The following is a 16277-nucleotide window of genomic DNA, read 5'->3' on the forward strand; positions in this document are numbered from 1 at the left end:
ATCAAATTACAGGACCTAAATTATCAGTTAATACAGCAAAAATTAACACATCAAACAACACAAATGATGAAAAAAAACAAAATTTGAAATATAGAATTTATGTATTATTATGGCAGTTGACTTACTCCTTTAGTTTTTATTCATATCTATGCTCAAGCATTTTTTTGATATAGTAATAATGGCAATATATATTTATCTATTCATTTAAAAGAAGAATCAAAAAATGCTGTAGAAGGAGCACACTTTAAACTTCAAATAAATAGTGCATATTTAAGCTAAATTTATTAATTATAATAATGAAAAAGGGACAATATAACAATGAATGATGAAGATGAAAAATGTGACTTAGAAGTTAAATTAATTTTAGAAAAACAATATAAAAATGATCAAATCAAAGAATTCTTAGTAAAACTTATAAATTCAAAAAAAGAAGAAAATAAATTTTATAGTAACTTAGAATTACTAGCTGATGTTTCACTATATTATAAAAAAATTAAAAAAACTGTTAAAATAACAAATAATATTTTGGAAATAATAAGCAAAATTTTAAAATTAAATGATACTGAAATAAATAATTTTTTAAGTTTAAGTTGAAATAAAATTCAAGAAATAACTACAGAAAAAATCATAAATATCGAAGAAATTAATGATTTATTAAATGAACCTTTTGTAAATACTTCATATATTAATCAAAAAAATTTAATATAGATTTCTAATTTAATATCTTTCTAAAATACTTGCATTAACTTCATAAATAACACTCAAAAGTATTATAAATACTATTTTATTTTTGAAATAATGTAAAATTATTTTATAAAAGAGGTTAAAGTTTGAAAAAGGGGTATTTTATAAAAAATTTAAAAAGTATACTATCAATTGTAGGTGTTTTAGGATTTACAGCAGCAACAAAAAGCAATGTCACTGCATGTATAAGTAATATAACAAGTAATTTTCAAGAAATAACAAATTGAAAAGAAAATAATAGTGAAATTCAAAGCTTAGTTAATAATAAAAATATTATTTATGCAGGAACCAAAACTGGTGATGACAAAGGTAATTTATTTAAAATTACAAAAGAAGACAAAACAACAACTTTAACAAATTGAAAAGAAAGTAATGGTAAAGTTCAAAGTTTATTAAATGTTAATGATACGATCTATGTTGGAACAAAAACTGGCGATGGCAAAAATAATTTATTTAAAATTACTGATGATGATACAATAACAGCACTATCTGATTGAAAAGATACTAATGGTGAAGTTCGTGGTTTACTAAATGTCAATGGCACAATTTATGTTGGAACTAAAACAACACCCGTTGATAATGTATATACAGGAAAGTTAATTAAAATTACAAAAGATGACACAATAACAATATTATCAAAACGAAATCTAAACAATGGTGAAATTTATAGTTTAACTAATTCAACAAACGAAAATATTTATATTGGAACCAAAACTGGTGATGATCAAGAATATTTATATAAAGTTAAAGAAGATGGTAAAAATACAGTAGTAACTAACTGAAAAGATACTAATGGTGAAGTTTTAAGTCTAGTTAATGATAATAATACAATCTTTGTTGGAACAAGAACTACTGATGGTAAAAGAAGATTATTTAAAGTTGTCTATACAGTAGCAATTGGTATTTTTAGTTGAAGTAGCAGTGGTGGTGAAGTACATAGTTTATTAAATGCCAATGGTATTGTTTACGCTGGAACTAAAATTAGTGATAATAAAGGAAAACTATTTAAAAGTTTAAATCCAGAAGGATAATAAAAACTAATTAATTTAATTTATTAACTTCTTTTAAAAAAACCTAAAATTTAATTTTAGGTTTTTTATTATTTTTATCCTGTATAATTTTCAAACTTACCTCATTTTGGAATAAAAACAGTTACTACTTTTCCTGTCGGGCCGTTTCGATGTTTAGAAATAAGAATTTCAGCAAGATTACTTTCTTGTGAACTAGTTGGTTCTTCGCTATTTTTTTCCTTATAATAATCATCACGATATAAAAACATAATTACATCAGCATCTTGTTCAATAGCCCCTGACTCACGTAAATCAGACATTAAAGGACGTTTTTCTTCACGTCTCTCCACCATTCTTGATAATTGTGATAAACAAACAATTGGTACTCTTAATTCTCTTGCCAAAATTTTTAAACTACGAGAAATATTTGAAACTTCTTGTTGACGTGATTCACTATCTCTACCAGTTAATAACTGTAAATAATCAATAATTACTAACTTAATGCTATTTTCACGACTTAATTTTCTTAATTTAATTTGCAACTCTAAAACTCTTAAACCAGGTGTATCATCAATAATAATTCTTTTTTGTTTCAATTGCTCAGCAGTAGCACTAATACGATTTCAATCAGCCTGTGTAAATTTAGACTTATTACGTAAACGATTAGCATCAAAATGTCCTTGACAAGAAATCATTCTTGTAATTAATTGATCTTTTGGCATTTCTAATGAAAAAATAACAACAACATCGTTTTTATTATATTGTTCATTAGCAGCATTTAAAGCAAAATTAAGTGCTAAAGCGGTTTTACCCATTGAAGGTCTAGCTGCTAAAATAATTAAGTCACCTCGTTGAAAACCACTAGTAATCATATCCAAATTGTTAATACCTGAACTTGTACCAGTAATATTAACTGTTGATTTTTGTAGTTGTTCAATTTTAGTTACCACATCATCAATGTGTTCACTAATTGGCAACATCTCTTCATGATTACGTTCATTACTTACTTGTACAATTTGAGCTTCAGCAGCAATTAAAACTTCATTAATTGACTTTTCACTTTGTAACTCTTTACCAATATTTTTTAAAGCATTTTCTAATTGTCGTTTAGTAGTTCTTTCAATCAAAATATCAATGTGTTCTTTTAAATTAGCATCAGTAATATATTGAGCCACTAAAGAAGATAAATATTCAATTCCACCAATTTTATCCAAATTATTTTGCTTAACTAATTCTTCGGCAATAGTTGTTACATCAATACCAGAATTATTTTTATAAAGATTGGTAATTGTTTTAAAAATAATTTGATTAGAATTAATTGTAAAGTCATGTGGTGCCAATAAATTTAATGCACTTTCACATGCTGGTGATGATTGAATCATCGCACTTAAAACATTAACTTCTGCATTATTTATATATTGACCATTGTTAGACATAATTATTCTCCTAAAACTTCAACCTTTAATTGTGCAATAATTGTAACATCTAATTTAATATTAATGTTAGTTATACCTAATTCATTAATATGATTAAATTTAACAAATTTATGTTTATCAATTTTAATGTTATATTTTTGCACTAGTTGTTCACAAATTTTTTTTGAAGAAATAGCACCAGAAACTTTACCATTATTACTTTTTAATTTAAATTGTAAAGTAATTAAAGCTAATTGTTCTTTAATTTTTTGTAAATCTTCTAATTCCATTTCTCGTTGTATTTTTTTATTTTCAATTACTTTTTGATTAATTTTTAATGCTTCTGATGTAGCAATTACAGCTAATTTTCTAGGTAATAAATAATTTTTACCATAACCATCACTAACATTAACAACTTCACCTTTTTTACCATAATTTTTAACATCCGTTAAAAGTACAACTTTCATTGTAAACATCTCACTTTCTATTTTAATAATTTTTATTACCTTTCAGTAGTAGAACTTTCACTTTGATATACGCCACTTTCAATTAGTTTTACCAATTCATCATACAATGCTCTAATTCCCAATTTACTACTTTGGACAGCAGCAGCACTAAAGTGACCACCACCACCTAAGTTTTCACAAATAATTTGAACATTTATTTCACCGTTGCTTCGTGCTGATAAACAGGCACGTCCTTGACGATCATAAGCAATAGTAAATGATGCTTTACAATCACGTAAGTCTAACAACATTTCTGAAATTTGGGCTAAATATGAAGTATGTACTTCTAAGTTTTCATCACCAACAGCAACTAAAAATCCTTTTTTAATTTCTTGGGCGTGACTAATTAAAGCAAATTTATCAATTAGTTCATTTAAACTATTTTTCAATAATCCTTTAACTTTAGAAGGAGAAGCGCCTCAATCAGTTAATAATCCACAGGCTTCAAAAGTTCTTCTTGTTGTTCTTACTTGGAAATTATTAGTATCAATTAAAATACCTGCAAACATTATATTTCATAAAAATTCTGATTCAATATTATTAAAATCATTATAATAAATAATTTCTGTCATTGCTTCAGCTGTTGAAGAGGTTCCTGCATCAATATAAGAAGTAATGGTGCTACTAATTGATTCATCAGAAACACGATGATGATCAATAACAATAATTTTTACAGCTTTACTTAATAAATCAGGACTATCAACGCGTTGCGGATTATGAGTATCAACAACAATTAATAAAGTATTTGAATGAAGAAATTTAAGTGCTTGTTTACCTGTAATAAAATTACGACTAATATAACTTTCAGGAACAAGTTCATGAAGAATTTTTAATGTTTTTTCATCAACTTCATTTTGATTAATAACATAATGAGCACTTTTATTTAAACTTTTAGCAATTTCAATAATAGCTGTTCCTGAAGAAATACTATCAAAATCAGCAGCCGCATGTCCCATAACTAAAATGTTTTCTGCTAATTTTATTTCATTATATAATGATTGTGCAAACATTCTAATATTAATTTTAGATTCTGATTGTTTTGCTTCAATAGTACCTCCAATAAAAACTGTATTACCACCAAATTCACGAATAACTACTTGATCACCACCACGATAAACTGCTAACTCTTTACTTTCAATAGCCAAATCATATAGATCTTTACTAATAGCATTACCATAAGAGAAACCAGCAGATAACGTAATATCTGCTTTAAATTTTTTAACACCTTCTCGAATATTTTTAATAAGTGGAAAGTTATCATTTCTTGCTTTATTAAATTCATTTTGATAAAGTAAAATATTGTAACTATCTTCAATATTACCTAATAATAAACCTGAATAATTATTAGCAAAATCATTTAATTCAGTTTTAATAAATGCTTCAACACGAATTTGATTCTCAACTCTTAATTTTTGTAAAGAATTATAAAAATTATCAATACTAATTACACCAAAAACTAATTTTTCTTGCTGTAATTTATTATATAAGAAATGATATTTAGTTGTTTCTTGTAACAAAATTGTTCTAGTTTGTACTAAATAAATAGCATCATAAAGCATATCTTCAATTTTAAGTGTAATTTGAGTAATATTATTACTAATTAATTGTTCTAAATCTCTTGATAGTTTAACAATTGATTTTCCAATTAATCTACCTAAACCTTTATCTTCTAAAAATTCACTTACTCACATAATTGATAAATCACTATCTAAAACAATCATACCAACACTACCAAAAGTTAAAGCTTGTGCATTATTTAATTTTATGATTTCAGCTGTGTTAATATAACGATGACGAATTCATAAACTAAATAAAAAAATATAAAGACAAACAATAATAAAATTACCTAAAACTAAACTTAAAATTACAGTAATAGTGACCACTTGTTCTGCTGTCTCAATATTAACAATAAAATAAGTCAAGCCAATTAAAATTTCAATTACTAATCAAACAATCATTATTAAATGATAATTTCTTAACGATTTGAACACTTTGTCACTTCCTTCTAATATTATTAAGGCTTTTATCCCTTTATATACTATTTTTAAATTTTATCACATAAATGCTGAGAAAAGCCTATCTAGGAAATTATCTCCACATGTATCTAAATCAAACACAAAATTATAGTTTCAAAACTAGGTATCTTATTGAATTTATATGCAGCTTCTTTTGCATATAAATGAATATTGTGTTTTGAAACTTTTATGTGTGTTCGGAAAGTTCGTCGGATGTGTTTTCATGCAGATTCAATCTGGTTTGTGTTTACACCTGTTGATGACACATACCAAACTTCATGATTTACGATTTCATGTTTGTGATAGAAGTTTTTGAAACTTCCATATCCCTTCCAAGAATCCGTAAACAGACAACAACCAGTAGAAATGTGTTTCAATGCAAATCATAAAAGGTTTTTCTCATCTGCTTTTTTCAATACTTTCACAATTAGTTTGTTGCTGGTTTTCTCATAAACTCCAACAATCAAGGTTTTATTCAACAAGGATTTTCCTTGTTGAATAAAACCTACATGTGAAAGATACATTTCATTCATCTGTGCTGTGCCATCATCAATGAACCCTGCATCTTGATTCCAAATTCTAGTTCTGATTTCATGACCCATTCTTCAAGTCGTTTTATATGTCACACCCAATTCCCTTGCAACATCTGTTGATGGTATACCATGCTTTGTGTTTATTCATCTAAAGATGAGATAAAACCAAGATGTCAAAGGTGTTTGTGACTTGTGAAAAATGGTGCCTGTGAGAATGCTAAATGTTTGATTACATTTCAAACATCTCATTCTTCTCAAATCAGAAACATTCAAACTAGAAGAAGCACACCTGATACATTTCATTACTTTCAACTTCGCTATATATTTCAAACAATCGTTTTCATTTTGAAATATGCTATTGAATTCATTTTAATTCATTTTTTCCTCCACACTAGTACATGTGGGGATAATTTCCATTATTAATTATACTATAACACTAATATTAAAAACAGCCATTATCTTTTATGTATTATAATACTATTAAGGTCTTTTTATTTTAATTTTAAACTATTATTTAAAATTAAAATATTTTTAAGATAAAAAAATAAATAAAAATTGAGTAAGATTTGTAAACTTACTCAATTTTTTTATCTTGAATATCTTAATAATCCCATGATTTGGGCACGTTTTATATTTTTAGCAATTAAACGTTGATACTTTGGATTATTACCTGTTGTTCTTGCTGGCAAAATTTTGTTATTATTACCCATAAATTTACTTAGTAATTCAATATCTTTATAATCAATATAAGTAATATTATTTTTAGTAATAAAACAAGTTTTTCTTCTTGTAAAATTTCTTGGTTTACCAGTGTTCATAATTATCCTCCTTTAATTATTTAAATCTCAAATGATATCTTCTTCATCAAATTCTATATTTTGAATAGCAGCTTCTTTTTCTTGAAACTGATTAGTATTAGTAAAGGCAATATCAGTACTATAATTAGGACTTTTAAAAGCATCATCTAAATGAATTTTATTCTCATCTCTTGGTTTTGAATAATTAATATTAGTATTATTACCACTACTATCTTTTTTACGATTATCTAAAAAAGTAACAGTTTGTGCAACCACTTCAGTAATATATAGTTCTTTTCCATTTTGATCGGTTGATTTTCTTACTGACAGTCTTCCTGAAACTGAAATTAAAGAACCTTTAACTAAATAATTAGTCATATTTTCAGCAACTTTATTTCAAGCCACACACGAAATATAATCAACTTGATTTTGAATATTATTAACTGCAAGTGTAAAAAAAGTAAAAGGTTTTCCTGTTGAAGTTTGATGTAACTTTAAATCACGAGTGATTCTACCAATTAATGTAACAATATTCATTTTTTATCCTCACTTTTAACTTAGATTTTATTAATCTTTTTGTTCAGTATTCGATGAATTATTATTAGTATTTGTTTTTGAATTTTGGTAATTATTTTTTGTACGATAAGATGATTCAGTACCAGCGATTGGTCTTGGTTTTCTTTCACCATTTTCATCACGATTATAAGAAGGACGATTTCCTGGTCTTGTTGGTCGAGAGAAAGAACTAGATTCTACTTGACGTTTTGGTTTAAACTTATTAATTTTTTCACTATCTAAATTAATAACCAAAAAACGCATTACGTCTAATTGTCTTTGTTTATTTAAAGCTACACGATTAAAGTTAGCAATGTTTTCTGGTGAAGTTAGCACTTCAATAATAAAATAATGACCCTTAACTTTTTTGTTAATAGGATAAGCAAATTGACGAATAGAATCTTGTTCTTTAGTAATTTTTCCAGCATTTTTAGTTAAAATTTCACAAAATTCTTTTTTAATTAATTGTGCTTTTTCTTGATTTTGATCATCAACGATGTACATAATTTCATAATTATGCTTTTGTTTTAAATCTTCCAATGTTCGAAGACCTCCTTTTGGGCATATGGCTCTGATGAGCAAGGAGTAAATATATTAAGTTTGATTTTTAAATATTTGACTCATACAATATTATAACGTAATTACCTTTAAAGTAAAGGAAAAATAACAATAATTATTAATATAATATGAGAAAAAATGACTAAATAAAAATTTGATTTCAATAATAAATTTTATTTTATATAATCAATTATTTTTTGCACTATTTCCTTAGGAGTTAAATCATTAGTGTCAATTACTAAAAAATTGAAGTTATTTTTTTCTTTTTCATATCACTGTTCATATTTTTTATTTAATAAACTTCAGTATTCATGAGGTACATGTTTTTCTGATTCACGACCACGAAGGTTTATGCGTTCAATTGTGTTTTCAAGATTTGCTTTTAAATAGACAATTAAATCGGGCTTAATTTGTGGATCAAAATAAAGTGATGAAATAATAACATTATTATAAAAATTTAAATACACTTCATAATCTCTATCATTCATATTGTTTTGAACTTTTAATACTTCAACGAAAATAGGATCTTCTAAAATACTGCGATCAAAAATAACATTGTTAAAATTTTGTGCTTCTTTTAATTGTTTACTTCGTGCCATCAACATAAATACTTGCATTTTAAAAGCATATTCTAAAGGATTTTGATAAAAATCATCTAAATAGGGATTACTAGTAACTGGCTCGTCCATAATTTTATATTTTAATAATTTTGCTAATTTTCTACTAATAGTGCTCTTACCAACACCAACTACACCAGATAATACAATTTTCATTTTTTGCCTCCCATAATATATGATTACAATTAATTTATCTTAATATATAAATTTTCTCCCTCCAAATAAAAAAACATTTAATAAATTAAATTTTACTTTTACTAAAACTCGTTGCTTATATTTTCAAAGATTAACGTAATATCAATTACATTTTTTGAAATTATTGATAATACACTTTCTTGATTCTATATACCCTTTAATAACTATATTTATCATAACATAGAATTTATTGATAACGATAATACTACTTTTTAATACCTAAAGAGTTATCAAATAAATCAAATTCATATAGTTATAAACTAAATTTTAAAAATAAAAGAGAAGTAAACTACAAATTAAATTACATTAATATAAACAGTAATCACATTAATTATTATATTTTCTTTCAAACTTGCTTGCCGCTTATTTAATTTAAATATACAAGAATTATTTCCCTTTCCATTCTTGATTAATACAAATTACAATCACAGTATACATCATTTTTTATTTATAATTTTGCTGATTTTGATTTAGAACTACTTTTTAAAAAATGTGGAATGGCAACTTTTTTTAGGACTGTTTTTTGGTAGACATTTGTGCTTGGTGTTTTATGGGGGTTAAGTAGTTTAGAGTGCTGTGGATTCTTATGTTGTTCTATCAATTGATATAATCAAATAATTCTAATTTTAATTGGATTAATGATGTAAAATTTTTATCATTAATAAACTCTGTTTTGAAAGTTTTGAAAGTTGCTTCAGCAACAGCGTTATCATAAGGACAACCTTTTTTGCTTAAAGAGTAGGTAATATTGAAGGCTAATAAAATTTTATCAATAGTTTTATTATTAAATTCATTACCGCAATCGCTATGAAATATTTGAATATTTTTTAAACAACGATTTGAGCACATAAATGCTTGATATACTAATGATGCATCTTTTTTAGTACCTACATAATTTCGCGATTGTACAGGTCGATTAATAAGCAAATATAGTTTCATTTACCATTAACTTGAACATAAGTTAAATCACTAACAATAACTTCATTTTTAAGCCTATTATTAAAGTCTCTATTAACAAGATTAGTAATTTGACTATCATTGACTTTATTATGATAATTTTTGTATGATAATTTAGTGTATTTTGATATTAAATTATGTTTATTCATAATTTTTTTAATTTTTCGTCTTGATAAATTAATTTTCTTTTCTTTTAGAACAACTTTTAATCTTCTTGTTCCATAAGCTTCTTTATTTTCTTTAAAAGCACTAATAACAGCTTCATCATACATATTATTTTCAATTTTATCTTCTTTTTTCTTGAAATTAAAATAATATGTTGATTTAGATATTTTTAAAAAATGAGACATTGTACGAATTTTATATTTAACTTTATTTTTAGTAATAATTTCTATTTTCTGCCTATTATTAGTGCTGCTTGCTTTAAAATATCATTTTCCATTCTTAATTGTCTTAATTCTTTTCTTAATTTAATTAATTCATTTTCTTCAACAGAACGGTTATCTTTGGTTTTAAAACTGCCTTAATTAGTAAATTGCTTAATTCAATTATAAGTAGCTGCTCTTGTAACATTGTACTCTTTAGCAAGACAAGACACTGACTTATCACTTTGATATAAAATTACTATTTGTTTTTTTAATTCATTTGAATATGAATTAATATTGGCCATAATTATAATTCCTTTTTTTTAACTAATTTGTTCACTTGTCTACGTAATTAGTGTTCAATAAAGTGTAACCCATCCAAATTTAGTGTATTTTGATATTAAATTATGTTTATTCATAATTTTTTTAATTTTTCGTCTTGATAAATTAATTTTCTTTTCTTTTAGAACAACTTTTAATCTTCTTGTTCCATAAGCTTCTTTATTTTCTTTAAAAGCACTAATAACAGTTTCATCATACATATTATTTTGAATTTTATCTTTTTTTTCTTGAAATTAAAATAATATGTTGATTTAGAGATTTTTAAAAAATGACACATTGTACGAATTTTATATTTAACTTTATTTTTAGTAATAATTTCTATTTTCTGCCTATTATTAGTTCTGCTTGCTTTAAAATATCATTTTCCATTCTTAATTGTCTTAATTCTTTTCTTAATTTAATTAATTCATTTTCATCAACAAAACGGTTATCTTTGGTTTTAAAACTGCCTGAATTAGTAAATTGCTTAATTCAATTATAAGTAGTTGCTCTTGTAACATTGTACTCTTTAGCAAGACAAGACAATGACTTACCACTTTGATATAAAGTTACTATTTGTTTTTTAAATTCATCTGAATATGAGTTAATATTGGCCATAATTATAATTCCTTTCTTTTAACTAATTTGTTCACTTGTTTACGTAATTAGTGTCCAATAAAGTGTAATCCATCCACTATTGTTATAATATTTTCTTCTTGCAAATTTACTTCTTCTACAATACTTTCTAGTCTTTTCAATAATTTTTCTAGTTTTTTTGTCTTTTTAATTTGGTTATATTTTTCATCAATACTTGGTTTAAATTGAAGAAGTGCACCTTTAAAAACTAGTAATATACCAATAGGTACGCCCACAGTTATACCAATAGGTCCTACCGCAACTCCAATTAAAGCACCAAATAAAGCACCTCCAATCATAGGAACACCACCTTTTATAACCACAATTCCTAATAACTCTAAATTTTTACAAATATCAGGATGTTTTTTTGATTTTTATTTCAAAATTATTTTAATTCATTATTTATCTTTTCTATAGTTTCTTTCATCTTTTATTCTCTTTCTATTTTTTGACTACAAAGATGGTTTAAACTTATTTTCTAAAGATAAATTTTGTAATTTTGTTGAATCTTCATCTAAATTTATATCTTGTCAACCATCAGTTTTTATGTTTTCTCTTTCTAAAAATAAGGAAATTATCCCCACATGTACTAGTGTGGAGGAAAAAATGAATTGAAATGAATTCAATAGCATATTTCAAAATGAAAACGATTGTTTGAAATATATAGCGAAGTTGAAAGTAATGAAATGTATCAGGTGTGCTTCTTCTAGTTTGAATGTTTCTGATTTGAGAAGAATAAGATGTTTGAAATGTCATCAAACATTTAGTATTCTTCATGACACCATTTTTCACAAGTCACAAACACCTTTGACATCTTGGTTTTATCTCATCTTTAGATGAATAAACACCAAACATGGAATTCCATCAACAGATGTTGCAAGGGAATTGGGTGTGACATATAAAACAGCTTGAAGAATGGGTCATGAAATCAGAACTAGAATTTGGAATCAAGATGCAGGGTTCATTGATGATGGCACAGCACAAATGGATGAAATGTATCTTTCACATGTAGGTTTTATTCAACAAGGATCTTCCTTGTTGAATAAAACCTTGATTGTTGGATTTTATGAGAAAACCAGCAACAAACTAATTGTGAAAGTATTGAAAAAAGCAGATGAGAAAAACCTTTTATGATTTGCATTGAAACACATTTCTACTGGGTTTTGTCTATTTACGGATTCTTGGAAGGGATATGGAAGTTTCAAAAACTTCTATCACAAACATGAAATCGTAAATCATGAAGTTGGGTATGTGTCATCAACAGGTGTAAACACAAACCAGATTGAATCTGCATGAAAACACATCCGACGAACTTTTCGAACACACATAAAAGTTTCAAAACACAATATTCATTTATATGCAAATGAAGCTGCATATAAATTCAATAAGATACCTAGTTTTGAAACTATAATTTTGTGTTTGATTTATATACATGTGGGGATAATTTCCTAGATAGGCTTTTATCTCCGTTTATGTGATAAAATTTAAAAATAGTACATAAAGGGATAAAAGCCAAAAATAATTTGTCTCTTGACACGTCTTTATATATGGTTGTAACTATATCTAATAATGCATCATAACATTTTTTATCACCAATCTTTAATTCTTTAATAGTTTTTTTAAAATTACTTGCATATTCATCATATTCTTTTAATATAAGTTTCTTATTACTTTTATCTTGAAAATAATTATCTAAAATAATTTTTCATATTTTATTTTCAATATCTCGTATTTTTCTATCTTCTTTTGATAAGAAATTATTTTTCTCATTTTTACTTTTTTCTTCTAATATTTTACATCTTTGTAACTTTAAATATTTTACTTCTTCTTTTTTATCATCTATAAGTAAATGCAAACAAGCGATTTTTTTATCTTTATCTGGTATTGCTTCTTTAACAACCCTAACTTGAAAAATATTATCTTTTAAATTTAATTTTTTTTCAATTTTTTCTATTTTTTTTAATTTTATTTTTATCTTTTTTTCTGCTTTTTCAATTTCTTCAATTTTTTCATCTTCATCAAAAAACATATATTTAAAAAATATATCTTTGCTGTGTAACTTCATATATTCTGAATTTCTTAATTTTTCTTTTTCAACTTTTTGTTCAAAAAGAAAAACTCACTCTTCTACTATTTTCAAATTAACTAAATTTTCAATTGCTACTGCTATATTTCTACTCATTTTTCCTATTACCTTTTAATATTTTATAAAAAACCAATCTTTTGATTTAAAATTAACACATTTTATTTTTTTACAATAAAATTATTCTTAAAAATTGCATTAAATTTATATAATCATTCTTTAAAATCAATGTTTATTTTTGTAATAAAACCTTATTTACTAATTACTACTAATATGGTAATATAAAATTAATAACTTACTATTAAGTTAAGTTATTAATTTTTAATGAGAAAAGAAATTTATCAAATGAAAACATTTTTAATAAACATCACTCTAACAGCAATAACTTTAACTGCTGGAAATGAAATGATAGCAAAACATTTTAATGAACAAATAAGTGTTAAATCACAATTATATGTCCTTGGTGACAGTTTATCAGATAATGGTAATTTAGCTAATATTTTTACTTATGATACTTGAAATATAGATAAAGTTAAATTTCAAGAACCTTTTTATCACAATTCATTTACTAATGGCGATGTTGCTGCTAGTATTTTAGCGAAAAAACTAGGAACAGAACTATTACCAGCTTGATATCAAAAAGGTAATAACTATGCTGTAGGTGGAGCACAAAACGGACAAAATCATAGTTGAGAATATCAATTATTCTTAAATCATTATTCTATTTACCACCAAGCTAATCAATTATTAAAAGATCATAAAATACAAAAAAATGATGATATTTTTATTGAAATAGGTGGTAATGATCTGCTTTCTGCTATGGATCAGAATTCAACAGCAAAACAAGAGCCAATTATTAATAATGCAATAACAACTGAATTTGAAACTGTTGATACATTAATTAATGCTGGTGCTAAAAATTTAATAATTGCCAATGTGCCTAACATTAGTAATATTCCAAAATATGTTAATGAAAAACAATCTGTTAAAGAAGTAGCAAACTACTTATCAAATGAAATGATAAAATTACTGAATTAATGAAAAATAATTCTGATATTAATATCAGAACTTTTGACTTAGAAACTAATTTTAGTGATTTATTATCTTAATCACAAGAAATAGGAAAAAATATTACTAATGAATCAATAAAATGATCAATTCCCGGTTTAACTTTAAATTTAAATCCAAGATATATTGATGGAACAACTACAGAAACTATTAATAATAATTTTTTGTTTGATTATGTTCATCCAAATAAATGAGCACATGATCAAATTGGTCTTGAACTATTCACTGAACTTACTTCATAAAAAATGTAACTAAAAAACAATAAATTAACAATATTTTTATTCTTAATTTATTTTAATATATAGTATTAAAGTAGTATAATACATATAAAGCCAAGAAAGAAAGTGTATTTAATGATTAAAAAAATTAACGATGAACTAAATGATTATATTAGCGAACATCTAAAATATCAAATGCTTAGTTTTAAATTAAGTAATGATGCAAATCAAAAAGGATATCCTGGGTTTGCACGCTTCTTCCAAGTAGAAGCAACTGATGCTGTTGTTCATATTCGTAAAATTTGTAACTATTTAATGGATCAAGATGCTCAAGTTGAAATTAAAGACATTAAAGTTCCAACTTTTACTACAAAAAACATTGAAGAAGCATTAAAAAAATTAAAATCTACTAAAGAAGAATTACTTGATTTTACCAATAAACTTGTTAAAAGTGCTCGTGAAAATAATGATAATTTAACTGCGAAATTTTATGACTGATTCTTAATTGATTTCTATGAAGAAATTGCTTATGAAAAAGACTTATTGGATTGAATTGCAATGTCTAATAGTAATCTTTATAAAATTGACAAATGTTTACTAAAAACTGAAGAGCCAGATACTTTAAAAGTTATTGTTCCGTTTTATGAACCTGAATAAATTTCATATTTAACTCTTAATTTTCACCAAAAATGTATAAAAAATTATACATTTTTTATTTTTTTATAAAAATTTTGTTGTATTTTTTTGATTTTCTTCTGCTTGATAGTTTAAACTGTATTCTCTTTTTTTACCTTCAATATTTATTTCATCTTTACTTTTATTACTTCATTCAATAACTTTTAACTTATTTTCTCCTAAATCAGTTTTAATATTAATTATTACTCATATATAATCATTATAAATCTCTTTAAGTTTTTGAAAATGCTTTTGAAATAAAAATTTATCTTTTTCACTATAATTACCCTCAAATGTAATCATTATTGAAATGTTTTCTATTATTTTTATTTTTTTTACATACTCTTCTGATATTTTTTGTAATCTTCTTTGTTTATTATATTCGGTTTCATTTATTTCATTTCAATTATTGGAACCGTGTTGATAACCAATATCAAAAGAAGAAAATAATTCTGATGGAAATGCCATTTTTCTAAAAGTCTTCAATGAAAATATACTCCTATATATTGACTATTAGCATCATATAATATTTCTTTTTCTTCTTCTTTAAAATTATTTTCAATTATATCATTAACAATTTTTTGAATTTTTACCAATTCTCCTAAATCATATGTTGGATTATTTTTTTGATCTAATTCTTCTCTTAATTCATTTATGACCTTACTAATAATTTTAGAATGATTTGTGACAACAATTACATCATAAAAATCTGTATCAAAATATAATTTATAATTATCATTTTTTTTAATTTTAATATTTAATAAAATACCATAACAAGCATAAAGAAATCTAGGGATTGAACGTTTTAATTCAACATCACCATCTAAATAAATGCCTCCATATTGGTTTAATATAAAGATTATTATAAAATCTGATGCTGATTTTAGTTTTTCTTTAATTGATAATCTATTACTTTTAAATATTTGTTCAAATATTAATACATCATTATTTTCTAAATTTTCTATGGAAATTATCCCCACATGTACTAGTGTGGGGATAATTTCCAATT

At 24.7% G+C, this 16277-nt stretch carries 20 protein-coding genes and 1 pseudogene; 6 read left to right on the forward strand and 15 right to left on the reverse strand.

Annotated elements, in window-relative coordinates; genetic code table 4:
- The first annotated feature begins 318 nt into the window (after positions 1–318).
- Both AC6I4F_RS09305 and AC6I4F_RS09310 read left to right on the forward strand, forming a co-directional pair.
- Positions 319–708 carry a hypothetical protein gene (locus AC6I4F_RS09305; protein ID WP_338975671.1) on the forward strand — a complete coding sequence of 130 codons (390 nt, stop codon included), beginning with the start codon at positions 319–321 and terminating at the stop codon, positions 706–708.
- Positions 709–830: 122 nt separating this feature from the next.
- Positions 831–1775 carry a hypothetical protein gene (locus AC6I4F_RS09310; RefSeq protein ID WP_497873729.1) on the forward strand — a complete coding sequence of 315 codons (945 nt, stop codon included), beginning with the start codon at positions 831–833 and terminating at the stop codon, positions 1773–1775.
- 74 nt (positions 1776–1849) lie between these two features.
- On the opposite strand, the gene dnaB is transcribed toward AC6I4F_RS09310, so the two are convergent.
- The 3 genes from dnaB to AC6I4F_RS09325 are packed head-to-tail and all read right to left on the reverse strand — an operon-like array spanning position 1850 to position 5597.
- A complete protein-coding gene (gene dnaB / locus AC6I4F_RS09315; protein ID WP_497873730.1) occupies positions 1850–3190 on the reverse strand; it encodes a replicative DNA helicase in 1341 nt (446 codons plus the stop codon).
- A 2-nt stretch (positions 3191–3192) separates the two neighbouring features.
- A complete protein-coding gene (gene rplI, locus AC6I4F_RS09320) occupies positions 3193–3636 on the reverse strand; it encodes a 50S ribosomal protein L9 (RefSeq protein WP_497873731.1) in 444 nt (147 codons plus the stop codon).
- 35 nt (positions 3637–3671) lie between these two features.
- Positions 3672–5597: a GGDEF domain-containing protein gene (locus tag AC6I4F_RS09325; RefSeq protein WP_497873732.1), complete on the reverse strand. Its 1926-nt coding sequence runs from the start codon at positions 5595–5597 to the stop codon at positions 3672–3674.
- Between the two features lie 70 nt (positions 5598–5667).
- Here AC6I4F_RS09325 and AC6I4F_RS09330 point away from each other — a divergent pair, with 70 nt between their 5' ends.
- Complete coding sequence (locus AC6I4F_RS09330; protein ID WP_497873733.1) at positions 5668–5802, forward strand: hypothetical protein; 135 nt, start codon at positions 5668–5670, stop codon at positions 5800–5802.
- Here AC6I4F_RS09330 and AC6I4F_RS09335 read toward each other — a convergent pair.
- The 9 genes and pseudogenes from AC6I4F_RS09335 to AC6I4F_RS09375 all read right to left on the reverse strand — a co-directional run bounded on the left by AC6I4F_RS09335 (position 5780) and on the right by AC6I4F_RS09375 (position 11523).
- Entirely contained in the window at positions 5780–6553 is a 774-nt protein-coding gene (locus AC6I4F_RS09335) for an IS1595 family transposase (RefSeq protein WP_497873734.1), read from the reverse strand. The genes AC6I4F_RS09330 and AC6I4F_RS09335 overlap by 23 nt on opposite strands.
- Positions 6554–6810: 257 nt before the next feature.
- Positions 6811–7041 carry a 30S ribosomal protein S18 gene (gene rpsR, locus AC6I4F_RS09340; RefSeq protein WP_497873735.1) on the reverse strand — a complete coding sequence of 77 codons (231 nt, stop codon included), beginning with the start codon at positions 7039–7041 and terminating at the stop codon, positions 6811–6813.
- 12 nt (positions 7042–7053) lie between these two features.
- Complete coding sequence (locus tag AC6I4F_RS09345; RefSeq protein ID WP_497873736.1) at positions 7054–7557, reverse strand: single-stranded DNA-binding protein; 504 nt, start codon at positions 7555–7557, stop codon at positions 7054–7056.
- A gap of 30 nt (positions 7558–7587) precedes the next feature.
- Complete coding sequence (gene rpsF / locus AC6I4F_RS09350; RefSeq protein WP_497873737.1) at positions 7588–8115, reverse strand: 30S ribosomal protein S6; 528 nt, start codon at positions 8113–8115, stop codon at positions 7588–7590.
- 191 nt (positions 8116–8306) lie between these two features.
- Positions 8307–8906: a deoxynucleoside kinase gene (locus AC6I4F_RS09355; protein WP_497873738.1), complete on the reverse strand. Its 600-nt coding sequence runs from the start codon at positions 8904–8906 to the stop codon at positions 8307–8309.
- A gap of 549 nt (positions 8907–9455) precedes the next feature.
- Positions 9456–10572: pseudogene (locus AC6I4F_RS09360) on the reverse strand (IS3 family transposase).
- 39 nt (positions 10573–10611) lie between these two features.
- Positions 10612–10809, reverse strand: coding sequence for an IS3 family transposase (locus AC6I4F_RS09365; RefSeq protein WP_497873739.1), 198 nt, complete (start codon positions 10807–10809; stop codon positions 10612–10614).
- Positions 10810–10927: 118 nt separating this feature from the next.
- Positions 10928–11206 (reverse strand): transposase, encoded by a 279-nt coding sequence (locus AC6I4F_RS09370; RefSeq protein ID WP_497873740.1) that lies wholly within the window; start codon positions 11204–11206, stop codon positions 10928–10930.
- 47 nt (positions 11207–11253) lie between these two features.
- Positions 11254–11523, reverse strand: a complete 270-nt coding sequence (locus AC6I4F_RS09375) for a hypothetical protein (RefSeq protein ID WP_497873741.1) — start codon at positions 11521–11523, stop codon at positions 11254–11256.
- Positions 11524–11770: 247 nt separating this feature from the next.
- Between AC6I4F_RS09375 and AC6I4F_RS09380 the strand changes: the two genes are divergently transcribed.
- Positions 11771–12676 carry an IS1595 family transposase gene (locus AC6I4F_RS09380; protein WP_497873742.1) on the forward strand — a complete coding sequence of 302 codons (906 nt, stop codon included), beginning with the start codon at positions 11771–11773 and terminating at the stop codon, positions 12674–12676.
- On the opposite strand, the gene AC6I4F_RS09385 is transcribed toward AC6I4F_RS09380, so the two are convergent.
- Positions 12630–13406, reverse strand: a complete 777-nt coding sequence (locus AC6I4F_RS09385) for a hypothetical protein (RefSeq protein WP_497873743.1) — start codon at positions 13404–13406, stop codon at positions 12630–12632. The two genes, AC6I4F_RS09380 and AC6I4F_RS09385, sit on opposite strands and share 47 nt — an antisense overlap.
- A 246-nt stretch (positions 13407–13652) precedes the next feature.
- Between AC6I4F_RS09385 and AC6I4F_RS09390 the strand changes: the two genes are divergently transcribed.
- Positions 13653–14345 carry an SGNH/GDSL hydrolase family protein gene (locus AC6I4F_RS09390; RefSeq protein ID WP_497874799.1) on the forward strand — a complete coding sequence of 231 codons (693 nt, stop codon included), beginning with the start codon at positions 13653–13655 and terminating at the stop codon, positions 14343–14345.
- 383 nt (positions 14346–14728) lie between these two features.
- Entirely contained in the window at positions 14729–15250 is a 522-nt protein-coding gene (locus AC6I4F_RS09395) for a ferritin-like domain-containing protein (RefSeq protein ID WP_497873745.1), read from the forward strand.
- A 63-nt stretch (positions 15251–15313) separates the two neighbouring features.
- Here AC6I4F_RS09395 and AC6I4F_RS09400 read toward each other — a convergent pair whose 3' ends face one another.
- Positions 15314–15736 (reverse strand): hypothetical protein, encoded by a 423-nt coding sequence (locus tag AC6I4F_RS09400; RefSeq protein WP_497873746.1) that lies wholly within the window; start codon positions 15734–15736, stop codon positions 15314–15316.
- Positions 15661–16275 (reverse strand): glycosyltransferase, encoded by a 615-nt coding sequence (locus tag AC6I4F_RS09405; RefSeq protein ID WP_497873747.1) that lies wholly within the window; start codon positions 16273–16275, stop codon positions 15661–15663. Before AC6I4F_RS09405 ends, AC6I4F_RS09400 begins: the two co-directional genes overlap by 76 nt.
- Positions 16276–16277: the final 2 nt, after the last annotated feature.

Source organism: Spiroplasma ixodetis (assembly GCF_059729505.1).